The organism is Janthinobacterium silvisoli, assembly GCF_014200725.1.
Classification (GTDB): domain Bacteria; phylum Pseudomonadota; class Gammaproteobacteria; order Burkholderiales; family Burkholderiaceae_D; genus Janthinobacterium.
In genome coordinates, this window is sequence record NZ_JACHCL010000001.1 from 84,378 (window position 1) to 98,963 (window position 14,586).

Sequence of the window (14,586 nt, forward strand, 5' to 3'; positions counted from 1 at the left end):
AGCATTGACACGCCACAAGCCACGGCCTCAGCTATCACGCGCAGGCAGAATTTAGCTCAACACATTACCGAATGATGTGAAATGGAATATAGTATGCTTCCCTTAAAAAAGATCAATGTCATGAAATTTGATGTCGCGATTGTCGGCAGTGGCCTGGCGGGTTTATCGGTTGCACTGCATTTAGCTGAAACGCGCACCGTCGCGATCATTTCCAAACGCGCGCTGCTCGATGGCGCCAGTAACTGGGCGCAAGGCGGCATCGCGGCCGTGCTGGACTCGGGCGACAGCCACCAGGAACATATACAAGACACCCTGATCGCCGGCGGCGGCCTGTGCGACGAAGCGGCCACCCGCTACATCGTCGAACACGGCCGCGAAGCGATCGAATGGCTGATCGAACAAGGCGTGCCCTTTACGCGCGACGCCAGCGCCGAGCTGGGTTTCCATCTGACCCGCGAAGGCGGACACAGCCAGCGCCGCATCATCCATGCAGCCGACGCCACCGGCCACGCCGTGCAAGTGACCCTGGAAGAAAAGGTACGCGCCCATCCGAACATCACCTTGTTTGAACACCACTGCGCGATCGACCTGATCACCTCCGACAAGCTGGGCATGAAACCGGTCCAGCGCAATTCCCAGCCCCATTGCCACGGCCTGTATGTGCAGGATGAGCAAACCGGCAAGGTGCTGACGTTTGCCGCCGAGCACACCGTGCTGGCCACGGGTGGCGCCGGTAAAGTCTATCTGTACACCACCAATCCCGACACGGCCAGCGGCGACGGCATCGCGATGGCCTGGCGCGCCGGTTGCCGCGTGTCCAATATGGAATTCATCCAGTTCCACCCGACCTGCTTGTACCACCCCTACGCCAAGTCTTTCCTGATTACCGAAGCCATCCGCGGCGAAGGCGGCTTGCTGAAGCTGCCGCCTGAAGCGGGCGCAGCAGCTGGCACGCGCTTCATGCTGGCCCACGACGAGCGGGCCGAACTGGCGCCGCGCGACGTGGTGGCGCGCGCCATCGACTTCGAGATCAAGAAACGCGGCCTCGATTATGTGCACCTGGATATCAGCCACAAGCCGCCTGAATTCTTGATCGAACACTTCCCCACGATCTATGCGCGCTGCCTGGAACTGGGCATCGACATTACCAAGGAACCGATTCCCATCGTACCCGCCGCCCACTACACCTGCGGCGGCGTGGTGACGGACCTGGCTGGCCGCGCCGACTTGCCGGGCTTGTATGCCGTCGGCGAGACCGCCTGCACAGGCTTGCATGGCGCCAACCGCCTGGCCAGCAATTCCCTGCTGGAATGCATCGTGATCGGCCGCGCCTGCGCACAAGATATTGAAAGCAAGGAAAAGCTGGGCACGCCTTACTTGCCCGATTGGGATGAAAGCCGGGTCACGGACGCCGATGAAGAAGTGGTGATTTCCCACAACTGGGACGAATTGCGCCGCTTCATGTGGAATTACGTGGGCATCGTACGTACGACAAAACGCCTGGAACGGGCGCAGCACCGCATTGCGCTGCTGAAAGAGGAAATCGACGAGTACTACCGCAACTTCCGCATCACGCATGACTTACTGGAATTGCGCAACCTGGTCGACGTGGCCTCGATGATCGTCAACAGCGCCCTGTCGCGCCGCGAAAGCCGTGGTTTGCACTTCAGCCGCGATTATCCCGAGACCTTGCCGAAGGCGATTGCCAGCGTGCTGACGCCGCCGCGGCGCTAAGTTCAACCCAACGGCAAATGCCGCAAAAACTGGGGTCAGACCCGCCGGGTCTGACCCCGGCTCTTTGCCGCTGAGTTAAACAACTTGACCTCCACTCCAAGTCAAGGCACAACCCGCCCACCCCGCATCCTGGTGCGCGCAATCAATTTACCGTTTTCATCAAAGCTTTCCACCTCGCCATCCCCGCCCATGGTCACGGGACCGCTGCCACCCTGCCTGCCATTGCGCCAGTTACCGCGCATCAATAACTTGCCATCCTGCCGATAACGGCTAAAACGGCCGCTGCCCGGTGCATCTTGCTCTACCTGCATTTCCAGCCCGCCATACGGGTAATACACGGCGTAGCTGCCCACCAGCTTGCCCTGCAGATAATCGGGGGTATCGACCTGGCCCGACAGGCGGCGCGGTTCATTTTCTTTCACGTGGAAAATCTCCACTTGCCAGGTGCCAGCCTGCTTGCCTGGTGGCAGCGGCACAACCACGGCGTAGCGGGCCTGGGCCTTGCTCTCGGCCTGCGACAGGTTGTGGTTCAGATACAGGCGCGCCTTGCCGTCAGAACAGGTTTGCGGCTCGCAGCGCTCCAGCTTGCTGACCTGTGGAATAACATCTTTTTCGGCTGGGCAAGCGTCTAGCGTCAACAAGATGGGTGCGCCCAACAGGCCAGCCAGTTCTACCTTCATGGCCGCGTACGATGCGGGCGCCAGGCCCAGCGAAGCAGCATCCATGCGGACTTGCCGCCCGCCACAGCCACTGTCTGCAACCAGGGTCAGCACGTCATTTTCGGCTACGCTGCTTATCGCCGTGACCACCTGGCGCTGCACGATCTCTGCCTGCGCCGGGAAGAACAGCAAGACGCCCAGGCCAGCCAGCAGCGTCTGCGCTACAGTGCGCGCCATGCCTGTTCCCTTTGCAATAACTCCGTGGACTGCGGCTCAGCTGCGCAAGCTCCCTGCGCCTCTCCAGCTACATAGCGGCACTCGCTGATCACACTGCCATCGTCACCCCAGCTGCGGCTCCAGCCTTCGCGCCTGTCGTTCACATACTCGATGGCATGTTCAGGCTTGCCACTTGCATACCAGGAACGCGAGGTACCCTGCTCGCGCAATTTTTCATCCCAATCACGCTGCAGCACCAGCACGCCCTGCGGGCTGTAGCGGCGTATGCTGCGCAGCGCGCCTTGCTCGCCATATTGCTGCCGGGTCTGGACCTTGCCATCAGGATAAAACTCCAGCGCCTCGCCCACCGGCAAATCATTGCTTTGCATCATGGTGCTCCGCACGGCGCCGTCATCATCATAATCAGTGCTCAAGCCATTGAACTTGCCCTTGCTCATCTGCGCGCGGCTCGCAACTTTGCCATTCGGAAAATAGCTGAGCAGCTCGCCTTCCATCTTGCCATCGCGCAGCACATAACTGGTGCTCAGCTTGCCGTTCTCATCAAACGTCTGGCCGGGTCCATCGATGCGCTTGCCATCGCGGTAAACGACTTCCTCGCGCAGCTTGCCGGTGCCGTGATAGTGCTGATGTGGGCCTTCAGGCAAGCCATGGCGCCAGTCGCCGCGCGACTCCAGCGTGCCATCGGGATAATAAGTGCTGCTGACACCATCCTGCCGGCCCTGCATATCCTGGGCTACCTGCTTTTCGATCTTGCCATCGGTGTAATACATGACATAACCGCCTACCAGCTTGCCGGAGACATAATCGGCCGCATCGACCTGGCCCGACAGGCGTATTTTTCCCGGACCGCTGGTGACGACAATCTCCACCTTCCAGGTACCGGCCAGCCTGGCTGGCGGCAAAGGCAATACCAGCATGTAAGGCGAACGGCGCTTCTCTTGCGGAAACAGCTTTTCGGACAGATACAGCCGCGCCTTGCCATCAGCGCACGCGGCCGGATTGCAGCCGACCAGCTTGCGCACGACGGGAACGGCGACCTCGCCCACCTCGCCGACAGGGCATGCGCCTATCGTAAGCAGCAATGGCGTTTTGGCGTGGATACGCCCGGCCAGCTCAATCTTCATGGCGGCATACGGCTGCGTATCCATGCCCAGCGAATGCGCATCCATGCGCACCTGCCTGCCGCCACAGCCGCCATCACCAGCCAGGGTCAGCACGTCGGCGCCTTCGCTGTCTTGCTCAGGATTTATGCCGGTAATCTGTACGCGCTGCACGATGTCGGCTTGCGATATCGGCGGCAATAGCAATAAGGCCGCCAGGATCAGGACTGTCTTCTTGTTCATCTTTATGGATTTTCCTTGTTTTCAGGCGCCGCTACAAAGCTGACCCGTCCATTACGGTAGCGCAGCAATATATCGACCTTGCTATCCTTCAATTGTCCATGCTGCACCGCAGGCTGCAGGGTCCAGGACTTCACGGCCAGCAATACCACTTGATTAAGAAAAGGCTCCATCACCTGTTCAGCCTGAACGGCGGTCAGCGCACCGCTGGCGCCGATGGAAACGGTAAGCCGGTTCTGGCCTTCGGCCATCGCTGGCTCGGGCGGGCCGTAGTCCACGGTCTGCATGGAGTCGCGTACGACGCTAGCGGGCTGGTCTGGCAGCGGCGGCAAGGCTTGCAGCTTTTTCGCCAGAACCACGCCTTCGGCCAGGGCCTGGTCCCAGCGTTTGGGATACGCGCCTGACTGGGCCATGCGCAAGACCGCACCTGCCCTATCCATGCGGCGCTGCGTCCGTTCGAGACCATTATCGGGCGCCTCGCCATCCTCGGCTGGCATGGCGTTCTGTATGGCATAACGTTGCGCCGTCAGATAGCCCAGCGCCGCCAGGTGGGTGGCGTCGTCTTTATTGCCACGCAACAGCGCGCTGGCTGCCAGGCCCAGCCAGGCCACGCCATCGGTGGGACGCGCCCAGACCGCTTGCTCGAAATACTGGCGCGCCGCCTGCGGTTCGTTCAGGCTCAGGTGCATGCGCCCCAGGGCAGCGGCTGCCAGATAATCGCGCGGATCGCTTTGCAACTGGTCCCTATACGTATTGGCCAGGTCAGGCTGGTAGCCGGGCAGCGCACCCAAGCCTTCCATCAGGGTGGTGCGCAATTGCTGGCGCACCTGGTCGCCCTGGTAGCCAGAGTTATTGTGCGTGGCTGTGCGATACAGCAACTGCAAGTCGCGCGTGAGGGCTATCTCATCGCCACGACTCATATCTTGCGACAAGGTATGCAGCAGCTTGCTGGCATCGGACTGTAAAAAACCTGCCGGCTTCGGTGTCTGCCACCGCAGCCGTTCGCGGCCAGCCTCCTGGGCTATCTTTTGCTGTTGTTCTTTTTCCTCTTCGGACGAAGCCCATATGGACAGGCCCAGCAGGATAAACAGAGACAACAAGACCAGCACCACGGCCACCGTCCAGCGCCTGCCCGAAATCGTACCGGGATGGGCGCTGACGGGTACCGCAGCTTGTCCCGGCGCATGCTGTCGCGCGGCGGGCGGCTGAATGCGCTGAAGCTGCGCCTGCGATGACGCGTTGGCCGCAGCAGCGATCACCGTGTCGCGCGCGCAGGCGGCGCAGGCCATACCGGTGAAATGCTGGTGTTCCGGCTTGAGTTTGCAGACCGTCAGCTTGCCGCCGCTGCGCTGCGCATAGGTTCGCAGCAGCTGCGCCCAGTCGGACGCCGATGGGCGCACCGCCTTGGGCGACTTGCCAAAAGCACGGTCAAACATGGCCCGCAGCTCGGGTGGCATCAAAGCGTGGCCGCTGGTGGCGTTCGGCGCCATCAGCTTTTGGCGCTTCACGCCGTAAGCGTAATAACCGTCGCGTATGCGTCCCGGTATATCGGTAGGCACCTGCGCATTGGCGGGCCGGCCGCTATACGGATGGATGCCGAAGTTGAGCAACTGAAAGATCACCACTGCCAGCGCAAAACGGTCTTGCGCCGGTTCCGCGCCAGCCGGCATCCCTTTTCGTTGGAACTCGGGCGCCAGATAATCGACGGTGAATTGTTCTGCAGGAAAACGCTCGGCATGGCCCTGGATGCTGAAGCCGTCGCAATCGAGCATGGCGATATACAGCGAATCGCGGTAAAAGCGCAGATTCACCGGTTTCAGATCGACCACATAATGCTGCTGCTGATGCAGGGCGTCGATCACGGCCGCCAGATTGGCAGCCAAGGTCAGCTTTGGGCCCAGGCCCGTCGGCAAACCGGCCGCGCGCGCCTGGCGCTCCTGCAGGATATGTTCCAGCTCGGCCGTTTGCGCCATGTCCAGCAAGGGCATGACAAAGCCGGCAAAACCGCCCTCGCCATCAAACACTGCCGCTTGCGGCCAGGCGATCTGCACATAGCGCCGGCCGTTTTCCAGCTGATCGGGCAATTCAGGCGACAATTCCAGCATCGCTTCGAGCTTGCGCCGGTTTTGTACCCGGTCCAGATGCGGGTGATACAGCTTGGCTACTTGCGTCGGCGCACCAGGCAACAGATACACGCTGCCCGCGCCACCGCTCTTGATCAGCTTGCCCAGCACCAGCCCGCCTACCTTATCGAGCCAGATTTTTCCGCCCGCACTCGATCCTGGCGCCACACCCTGCTTTTGACTCATGGACGCATGGCCAGCAACAAGGTCTTGTCATCCCCGGTGATCTGATGCGTGCGCGGGTCTGCCAGGGTCGAGGCCAGCGCCTGATTGCCCACCAACACACTATCAACCGTGCGCAGATAGCCTTGCACGGCATCCATGAACGGTGCATACAGGCTCGCGTTATGCTTGCTCATGGCAAAGGGCATGCAGCCATCGGACATCAGCACCACACCGCGCGCAGCTTGAGGTATCGTTAGCAGGCGCAGCTGTTCACGCCAGCGCTCGCCGCTGATAAAGTAAGTTTCGTTCGCATACTCGCCGTTGGCAGGCAATGAAATCAACTCATTGCCATCGGCCAGCTGCACCACGCCCAGGCCATCGCCAAGGTGAAAAAAGAAGCCGTCATCTGGCCCCATGACTACGCCGACCACGGTGGTAGCGTAATCTTCGAGGGTGGCGCAGGCAACGCGGGCAATATCGTCCAGCGCGGCACGGATTTGGACCAAAGTAGCCATCAATGCGCCAGCCTGCAAATCCTGCAGGGATGCCCCCAGACGCAGCCTTTCGGCCAATGCCAGCACAGTCTGGGTTGCCACAAACTGCGCGCCCTGCTCGCTATGCCGCGCTGAACCGGCGCCGTCGCAGACGATGGCCACCAAAATATCGTCCACCACGGCTTGCGCGTGGGCATCCTGGCAAGGCAAGCCATTGTCCAGGTGCGACTTGCCCGTGACGGACGCGCCAAACACGCGCCAATGATTCTGAGGTGCCGCCATGGATCAGGTATGCATCAAGTATTGACTACCGACCAGCCGTCCGTCGACGCCAGTTGCGCCTGCGCACCGGGGCGCGATTGCGACACCACCTGCATGCTGGCGCTCAGCCACAAGAACAGCTCACGGAACTGCAAACCTTTCAGCTGCTTGACGCCACGCTCGCCACGGCTGGAAAACTGCCCCAGGGTGTCGATATTGGCGTGTTCACCCACGGCAATCGGGAAAATCGCCACCTTGTTGCCTTGCTCGCCAGCCCTCGCCTGCTCGGCGCCCTGCTGCCAGCGGTCAGTCGGTTCGCCGTCCGACATCAAGAACAGCCAAGGCCGCGTGTACGCCACGCCCGCCTGGCGGAAGCGCTGCTTTTCCTGCTCGATCTCGGCCAGCGCCAGTTCCACCGCCGCACCGGTCGGCGTAGTGCCATTTGCTAGCAGCCGTGGCGCCGTGAAATCCATGGCGTCGCACCAGTTGCTGGCCACCACGGCTTCATCGTAAGCGCCATACTGTATCACCAGGATCCGCACGCGCTTGGCGGCGATCAGGTCAGACTTGAGTTCCTGTTCCAGCAAGGCCAGGCCTTCATTGAGCAGTGCGATAGGTTCACCGTCCATGCTGCCGGAACAGTCCAGCACCAGCACCAGCGGCGTGCGTTGTTCGGTATTGTCGACCAGCGCGACGTCGGGAATCATTATTGAACTCATGGCTAAACAGTAAAATGTAAAATCGGACAAGATGCGAATCTTACATCACGGTTCCCAATTGCTGCCACGAGATTGTTTTTGAGCAACCATCTGTCTAGTGTGCTGAGCAAACTTGGCAACGTGCTATCATCGCCGCCGATTCTTTCAAGCAAGTATTACAACGTGTGAACTTACAACGTGTGAAGCGCAATGCATACACCTGACAATAATCCCCTCTGGGCAACGCTGCGCCGTGGTCTGCGCCTGCTGGCCTGGCCTCTGCTGGCTATGGCCAGTGCCGCCTGCAGCACGACTACGCGCCACCCCACAAGCGAGGCCACCGAAGTCATACTGCGTTTCACCTATGACGACGGCAAGCCCATGCGGCATGACAACTATATTGCAACGGCCCGGCAGCAGCTATGGACCAAACAATGCAGCAATCTTGGTGGCACCCGCAACTGCGATATCGGTCTCGATATCCTCTTCATGAGCGGCGAACAGCCGCTCGATGCGCAAGGCGAGTACGCGTTACCATACGCTCCACCGGCCCCATCGGCGATTATCCGAGCCAGTACTGCATCAACGGCAAGGCTTACGTCTTCGACTCTGGTAACTGGACACGCGGTCCTTTCGTCGCCGGCCAGGTGATACAGATCAATTACAAGATCAGGGAAATACAGACCGCCTGTACCTTTTCATCGAGTACCCCTGCCTGGTGGCGCTAATAAACCATCACTGATGCATGGCGCTCAATGATCGGTCGTCACACTGAGCGCTTCCCAGGCATCGATTTCGCTCGATAACTGCGCCAGTTTCGCCCGCACGATGGCCAGCGCATCGCTGCCCAGCAGCAAGTGCGCGGGTGGTGCGGCGCTGTCGAGCATGCTCAAGATGGCGCGCGCGCCCTTGGCCGGGTCGCCCAGCTGCTTGCCGTTCTTTTCCTCGCGCGCCTGGCGAATCGGGTCGAACGCGGCATCGTAATCGGCAATGCTGCGCGGACTGCGCTGCATCGAGCGGCCGGCCCAGTCCGTGCGGAACGAACCTGGCGCCACCGCCGTTACATGGATGCCGAACGGCGCCAGCTCCTTGCCCAGCGCTTCCGAGATGCCTTCCAGCGCAAACTTGCTGCCGCAGTAATAAGCAACCCCAGCCATGCCCACATGGCCGCCCATCGACGTGATATTGACGATATGACCACGGCGGCGCTGGCGCATGGCCGGCAAGAAAGCCCTCGTGACGGCCACCGCGCCAAACACATTCACGTCAAACTGGCGCCGCAATTCGTCCAGCGGCGACTCTTCCAGCACGCCTTCATGGCCATAGCCGGCGTTATTGACCAGCACGTCGACGGGGCCTACCGCTCTTTCCACTTCCGCCGCCACACCTTCGGCCGCGCCAAAGTCGCTGACATCGAGGATGCGGCCAAACGAGCGGCCCGGCTGCAAGGCCTCGAACTCCAGCCGCGCTTGTTGATTGCGCACGGTGCCAACGACGGTATGGCCGGCCGCCAAAGCTTCCTTGGCAAGCGCCAGGCCGAAACCGCTGCTCACGCCCGTGATGACGATGATTTTTGAGGTTGTAATCGAGTTCATGGTGATCTTCCTGTAATGGGTTGTTCCGCAAGGCATGGATAGCATGATAGGTCGCACCATCACAACGGTCGATGGCCTGCAGTCTGTATTTATTGCCTAATCCTATTGACAGCCAGATATTCAGGTATGCTTATGCCACCATTGCTACTTCACTTTAGCGGGATACCTCCATGCCAGATTACCCCATCCACTATGCGCCCCAAGAGCGCGAACAGCAAAGGCAGCGCATGGCCAGCCTGCTGGAACAGCTGGCGCCGAACGAGGGCTATAACCTGACGTCCTTGCCCGGCGTGCGCTTCTTGCGTTCCAACCGCGCATTAAAACTGGTACCGGTGCTGTACGACCCCGGCATCGTGATCGTGTGCCAGGGCCGGAAACGGGGATTTTTCGGTGGCCAGACTTATGTCTACGATGAAAACCATTGCCTGGTAGTCTCCGTGCCCGTGCCATTCACGATGGAAACGGACGCCAGCCTCGAGGAACCGCTGCTGGCCATCTATATGCACCTGGACTTCAAGCTGGCCGCCGACCTGATGCTGCAGCTGGACCAGCTCGGTGCGGCAGCGCCCGGCAAACCGCAAGGCATGTTGTCGACCGCCATGGACCAGCGGCTCAACGGCTCCGTGCTGCGCTTCCTGGCCGCCATGATCGAGCCGACCGAAGCTGCCATCCTCGGCCCTGCGCTGGTGCGTGAAATCTACTTTCACATATTAAATAGCGAACAAGGCCCGTCCATGCGCGCCGCGCTGGCGATGCAGGGCCAATTCGGCAAGGTCGCCAGGGCCTTGCGCCAGCTGCATGCGCGCTACAGCGAAAACCTGACGGTGGAACAATTGGCCAGCGAGGCCGGCATGAGCGTGCCCGCCTTCCACGTACACTTCAAGAGCGTCACCAACACCTCGCCCATGCAATACCTGAAATCGACGCGCTTGCACCAGGCGCGGCTGCTGATGGTACGCAACAGCATCACGGCAGCGGCCGCCAGCAGCGAGGTCGGCTACGACAGCCCGTCCCAGTTCAGCCGCGAATTCAAGCGATTGTTCGGCAACAGCCCGGTCGAAGAAGTCAAGCGCATGCGTGCAGACTTTGCCGTGCCGCCGGCGCATGCGGCGTCGGTATTTGTGTCATCGCATTGACAACGCTGCTGCCAGATATCAGCGCAGCGAGCGCGCCACCACGGCTTGCAGCGTTTGCGGCTGGCGTCCGCCCAGCACAGCGATATCGCCGCTGACCACATCGAAAGCGCCTTCGATAAAGGTCTGCTGCATATGCACGAAGGATGCCAGCAAGAACTCCGGCAAGCCAGCCTGTGCCAGACTGGCCAGCAGCTCCTGTTCAGACACAAGCTGGTAAGCCATGGGCCGCCCCGTCACCTCGGCAATAATAGCGGCACGCTCTGCACCCGACACACTGGCCGGCCCCGTCAATTCATACGTCCGGCCTTCATGCCCCTGCGTCAGCAGCACGCCGGCCAGGGCTGCCGCCACATCGCTGCGCGACACGAAGGCGACGCGGTTTTCCGCCAGGCCCGGCATGGCGCCTGATGGCAGGGCCATGGCAGTCAACTCGACAAAGGTCTCGGCAAAAAAGTTCATGCGCAAGACGGTTTGCCCGGCGATGCCGCTATCGGCCAGGGCCTGTTCCGCCAGCCGGTACGATTTACCCAGATCAGAAGCATTCGTGGCACGGACATGGGCCGCCGACAGCAGATACACATGCGCCACGCCAGCCTGCTTGGCCGCCGCGATCGTCGCCACCAGCTGGTGGCCGATCACGCCGGGGCGCAAGTCCGGGCTGGGAATGATCAGCAAGCGCTCCAGGCCGCTGAAAGCGCTGATCAATGTTTCCGGCGCATCGTAATCGCCATGGCGCTGCACCGCACCCAAAGCCGACGGCTGTGGATTGCGTGAAATCGCCACGATATCGGCCGGCGCCATGCTGCCCAGCAATCCCTCGATGACCGCCAGACCCAATTGGCCGGTGGCCCCTGTCATGCCTGTTTTCATTTCTATTCTCCAATACGCCTGCACACCCTTGTACAGCCACGTTGCGGCCGATGATAGGTCTGCCCCTGGCTGCCAGCAAGAACGCACAATCTTGTGCGTGGTAACAGAAATGTGCGTGCAGGTGTATAAAGACAGGCTGAGCTTCCAGGAAAAACCATGCCCACGAATTCCCATTCCGTCCTGCATTGCCAGGGCGAACACGACCATGCAGCCCAGACTTCCTGTTCGCTCGGCAAGGTGATCGACCGCCTGGCAGACAAATGGGCAATCATGGCCATCGCGCAACTGTCTGACGGCAGCCTGCGCTTCAACGAACTGATGCGCCGCCTGCCCGGCGTCTCCCACCGCATGCTGACCTTGACCGTGCGCGCCCTGGAACGCGACGGCATCGTGCTGCGCACCGCATCGCACAGCGGGCCGGCCAAGGTTGATTACACACTGACGGAACTGGGCATCTCGCTGCTAGGTCCCCTGGGCCACCTGGCCCGCTGGGCCGATGCGCGGCAAGACGATATAGTTGCGGCCCGTGCAAGCTACGATCAGGCGGAGACAGCAAGGAAAGAAACACAAGCCAGGCAACATCGTCTGTAACCCCCGGCAGCGGAAATATCAGCAAGCTCACGAACAACGGCAGCGTTAATGCAGTGAACGCCCTGCCTGCTCCGTTTGCAATACCCCAGGGACTGTCGCCGACGGCGGTGCGCCGCTGCATTCGCCCTGCGCATTTTCCTGTGCTTCGCCCGCCACATACCGGCATTCGCTCGCCAGGCTGCCATCTTCACGCCAGCTGCGGCTCCAGCCATGGCGTCTGTCGTCCACATACGCGATGGCATGTTCAAGCTGGCCATTGTCATACCAGGAACGCGATATGCCCTGCTCGCGCTGCTCCCCGTCCCAGCGGCGTTCCAATACCAGCAGACCTTGCGCGCTGTAGCGCCGGGTGTTGCGCAGCCTGCCCTTGCTGTCATATTGATGCTGGGTTTGCACACTGCCGGACGGATAAAACTCCAGCGCCTCGCCCATCGGCAAGTCATCCACCATCGGCATGCTGCCGCGCACGGCGCCATCGCTGAAATAATCGATACTGACGCCATTGAACTTGCCCTTGCTGACCTGCCTGCGGCTGGCGATTTTTCCATCAGGATAATAAATGAGCAATTCGCCTTCCATTTTTCCACCACGCAGCTCGTAACTGGTGTTCAAGCTGCCATACTCGTCGAAGCTTTGTACCGGGCCATCGACGCTCTTGCCGTTGCGATATTCCAGGGCGACTCTCCGCTTGCCCGTACTGTGGAATTCCCTATGCAAGCCTTCCGGCAAACCGGCGCGCCAGCTACCCTGGGTTTCCAGCTTGCCATCGGGATAATACGTGCTGCTGATGCCGTCCTGCCTGCCCAACGCATCTTGCGCCACCTTTTTTTCAACTTTGCCGTCGGGGTAATACACGGTATAGCCGCGCACCAGCTTGCCTTGCGCATAATCGCTGGCATCGACCAGGCCTTTCATGCGCACATGCTGTTCGGACACATCGAGCACCTCGACTCGCCAGGTACCCTCGGCCTGACCTTTTGGCAGCGGCAGCAAGAGTACATTTTCCGCATCCGCTTGTGCCACAGGAAAAAAATCCGCATGCAGATACAGGCGCGCGCGCGCATCGGCACAGGCCCCGGTAACGGTCCCGGTAACGGCGCCGGCACCAGCTTCGGCGCCATCGCGGCGACAAGCGGCCAGCTTGCGCACGATGGGCACTGCCATGTCCGCCGTTTCGCCCACCGGACAGCTGGCCAGGGTCAGCAGCATGGGCACGCCGTCTTTCACCTGGCCCGCCAGCGTCGTTTTCAAGGTGGCATACGCCGCTTCGTCCAGGCCCACCGAGCGCGCATCCATGCGCACCTGCCGGCCACCGCAAGCCGTATCAGCCGCCACGGTCAGTACATCGGCGCCCTGGCTATCGGGCGCAAGTCCCATGCCCGTCATCACTAGGCGCTGCACGATTTCCGCCTGCCCCATGTTTGGCAGCAGCAAGGCCGCCACCAGGATGGCGCACATGGTCCTGATTTTCATGTGGTTCCTCTACTCAAACACTCAAGCCGGCATCAAAGGCGATGCGTGGACGAGGCTATTCTCGAAGGCAACATCAAACAAGATATATTAAACAAGATATTAAGCTTACATCACCAGTGGAGGCACACCACACGCGTTTTTTTGAGGAAATTTTTACTGATGAGGTTTACTGATGATCAGTTATTGCTTGAAAAATAAACATTGCCATGTCAGCATGGAATGATTTTTCTACACGGCAAGGTCTAGATGGACAAGCAACTGCTTTTGATATGCGCATTGACGTTTATCATCCATATTATCGGCACCCTCACCTATTCCGTCCGCATCGCCGGCATCCGCACGCGGCGCATTGCCGTGTCGCTGGCCTTGTTCAGCATCCTGGTGCTGGTATCGCGCACCTCAAACTCCTTCCTCGGCCCCTTCCTCGCCAAGCGCGTGGAAACCGGTATCGACCAGCATATCGCTGCCAGCGCTTTATTAATCGACTTCCGCTGGCTGCTGGTCTCGGCCAGCTTGGCCACCATCCTCGGCGCCATCCTGATCCCCACCTTCCAGCGCGTGTTTTGCCGCGCCGTCGACCACTTCCAGATACACAGATCAGTGCCCAAACTCATCCTGCACGGTTTTTTCAAAGGCGGCCTTTCCTACCTCAAAACCTCCGCCAGCCTGCCCAAACCCGCCAACGTCATCGGCCTGCGCGAAAAGTCGGGCGTCTCGCTTTCCATGACAGCCATGAACGTCATCGCCACCGCCCTCTGGACTGTCGGCGTCTTCGCCGCCCTGTACGCCGGAGTGCTGGACCCCAGCGTGCGCGTCACCTCCAGCGCCCTTTCATCGATCATCAACGGCGGCGCCACCGTCATGATGGCCGTCTTTATCGACCCGCATATGTCGGGCATGACAGATGACGTCATCGAAGGCAAGATCGAAGAATCGCAATTCAGGCGCGCCGTGGTGTGGCTGGTGGGAAGTAGATTAGCCGGAACGGTGATTGCGCAGTTTTTGCTGGTGCCGTCGGCGGTGGTGATTGTGGGGGTGGCTAAAGGGTTATGATATTCCGATACTAGGACACTCGTAATCTACAACACATGAAACTTGCAGTAATAAGATACAACATATTTACACAAGAAAGGATGTTTTCTTGCAACAGCCTTGCCACTTACCATAAATGTATCATATAGTCTTAAAAAATTTTCATAAAAATTTCGAC

13 protein-coding genes are annotated in these 14,586 nt (G+C 60.2%); 5 read left to right on the forward strand and 8 right to left on the reverse strand.

The features are described from left to right. The first annotated feature begins 120 nt into the window (after positions 1-120). Positions 121-1,734 carry an L-aspartate oxidase gene (gene nadB / locus HDE75_RS00335; protein ID WP_183678925.1) on the forward strand — a complete coding sequence of 538 codons (1,614 nt, stop codon included), beginning with the start codon at positions 121-123 and terminating at the stop codon, positions 1,732-1,734. 101 nt (positions 1,735-1,835) lie between these two features. Here nadB and HDE75_RS00340 read toward each other — a convergent pair whose 3' ends face one another. Genes HDE75_RS00340 through HDE75_RS00360 form a run of 5 tightly spaced genes read right to left on the reverse strand, consistent with a single transcriptional unit; the run spans position 1,836 to position 7,720 of the window. Beyond that, positions 1,836-2,630 (reverse strand): toxin-antitoxin system YwqK family antitoxin, encoded by a 795-nt coding sequence (locus HDE75_RS00340; protein WP_183678927.1) that lies wholly within the window; start codon positions 2,628-2,630, stop codon positions 1,836-1,838. Further along, positions 2,615-3,973 carry a toxin-antitoxin system YwqK family antitoxin gene (locus HDE75_RS00345; protein WP_183678929.1) on the reverse strand — a complete coding sequence of 453 codons (1,359 nt, stop codon included), beginning with the start codon at positions 3,971-3,973 and terminating at the stop codon, positions 2,615-2,617. Before HDE75_RS00345 ends, HDE75_RS00340 begins: the two co-directional genes overlap by 16 nt. Before the next feature lie 2 nt (positions 3,974-3,975). Next, a complete protein-coding gene (locus tag HDE75_RS00350) occupies positions 3,976-6,279 on the reverse strand; it encodes a hypothetical protein (RefSeq protein ID WP_183678931.1) in 2,304 nt (767 codons plus the stop codon). After that, entirely contained in the window at positions 6,276-7,034 is a 759-nt protein-coding gene (locus HDE75_RS00355) for a PP2C family serine/threonine-protein phosphatase (RefSeq protein ID WP_183678933.1), read from the reverse strand. The genes HDE75_RS00350 and HDE75_RS00355 overlap by 4 nt, the downstream gene beginning before the upstream one ends. 14 nt (positions 7,035-7,048) lie before the next feature. After that, positions 7,049-7,720 (reverse strand): vWA domain-containing protein, encoded by a 672-nt coding sequence (locus HDE75_RS00360; protein WP_221291722.1) that lies wholly within the window; start codon positions 7,718-7,720, stop codon positions 7,049-7,051. Positions 7,721-7,921: 201 nt separating this feature from the next. On the opposite strand from HDE75_RS00360, the gene HDE75_RS00365 reads away from it, so the two are divergent. Then, on the forward strand, positions 7,922-8,362 hold the full coding sequence (locus tag HDE75_RS00365; protein ID WP_183678937.1) for a hypothetical protein: 441 nt from the start codon (positions 7,922-7,924) through the stop codon (positions 8,360-8,362). Positions 8,363-8,463: 101 nt separating this feature from the next. Here HDE75_RS00365 and HDE75_RS00370 read toward each other — a convergent pair whose 3' ends face one another. Further along, a complete protein-coding gene (locus tag HDE75_RS00370) occupies positions 8,464-9,297 on the reverse strand; it encodes an oxidoreductase (protein ID WP_183679357.1) in 834 nt (277 codons plus the stop codon). Between the two features lie 179 nt (positions 9,298-9,476). Between HDE75_RS00370 and HDE75_RS00375 the strand changes: the two genes are divergently transcribed. Beyond that, positions 9,477-10,442 carry an AraC family transcriptional regulator gene (locus tag HDE75_RS00375; RefSeq protein ID WP_183678939.1) on the forward strand — a complete coding sequence of 322 codons (966 nt, stop codon included), beginning with the start codon at positions 9,477-9,479 and terminating at the stop codon, positions 10,440-10,442. Positions 10,443-10,460: 18 nt separating this feature from the next. Here HDE75_RS00375 and HDE75_RS00380 read toward each other — a convergent pair whose 3' ends face one another. Further along, positions 10,461-11,312, reverse strand: coding sequence for an NAD(P)H-binding protein (locus HDE75_RS00380; protein WP_183678941.1), 852 nt, complete (start codon positions 11,310-11,312; stop codon positions 10,461-10,463). 156 nt (positions 11,313-11,468) lie between these two features. Here HDE75_RS00380 and HDE75_RS00385 point away from each other — a divergent pair, with 156 nt between their 5' ends. Further along, positions 11,469-11,903 carry a winged helix-turn-helix transcriptional regulator gene (locus tag HDE75_RS00385; RefSeq protein ID WP_183678943.1) on the forward strand — a complete coding sequence of 145 codons (435 nt, stop codon included), beginning with the start codon at positions 11,469-11,471 and terminating at the stop codon, positions 11,901-11,903. A 45-nt stretch (positions 11,904-11,948) separates the two neighbouring features. Here HDE75_RS00385 and HDE75_RS00390 read toward each other — a convergent pair whose 3' ends face one another. Continuing rightward, on the reverse strand, positions 11,949-13,376 hold the full coding sequence (locus HDE75_RS00390) for a toxin-antitoxin system YwqK family antitoxin (RefSeq protein WP_183678945.1): 1,428 nt from the start codon (positions 13,374-13,376) through the stop codon (positions 11,949-11,951). A 246-nt stretch (positions 13,377-13,622) separates the two neighbouring features. Here HDE75_RS00390 and HDE75_RS00395 point away from each other — a divergent pair, with 246 nt between their 5' ends. Next, positions 13,623-14,429, forward strand: coding sequence for a lipid II flippase Amj family protein (locus tag HDE75_RS00395; protein ID WP_183678947.1), 807 nt, complete (start codon positions 13,623-13,625; stop codon positions 14,427-14,429). Positions 14,430-14,586: the final 157 nt, after the last annotated feature.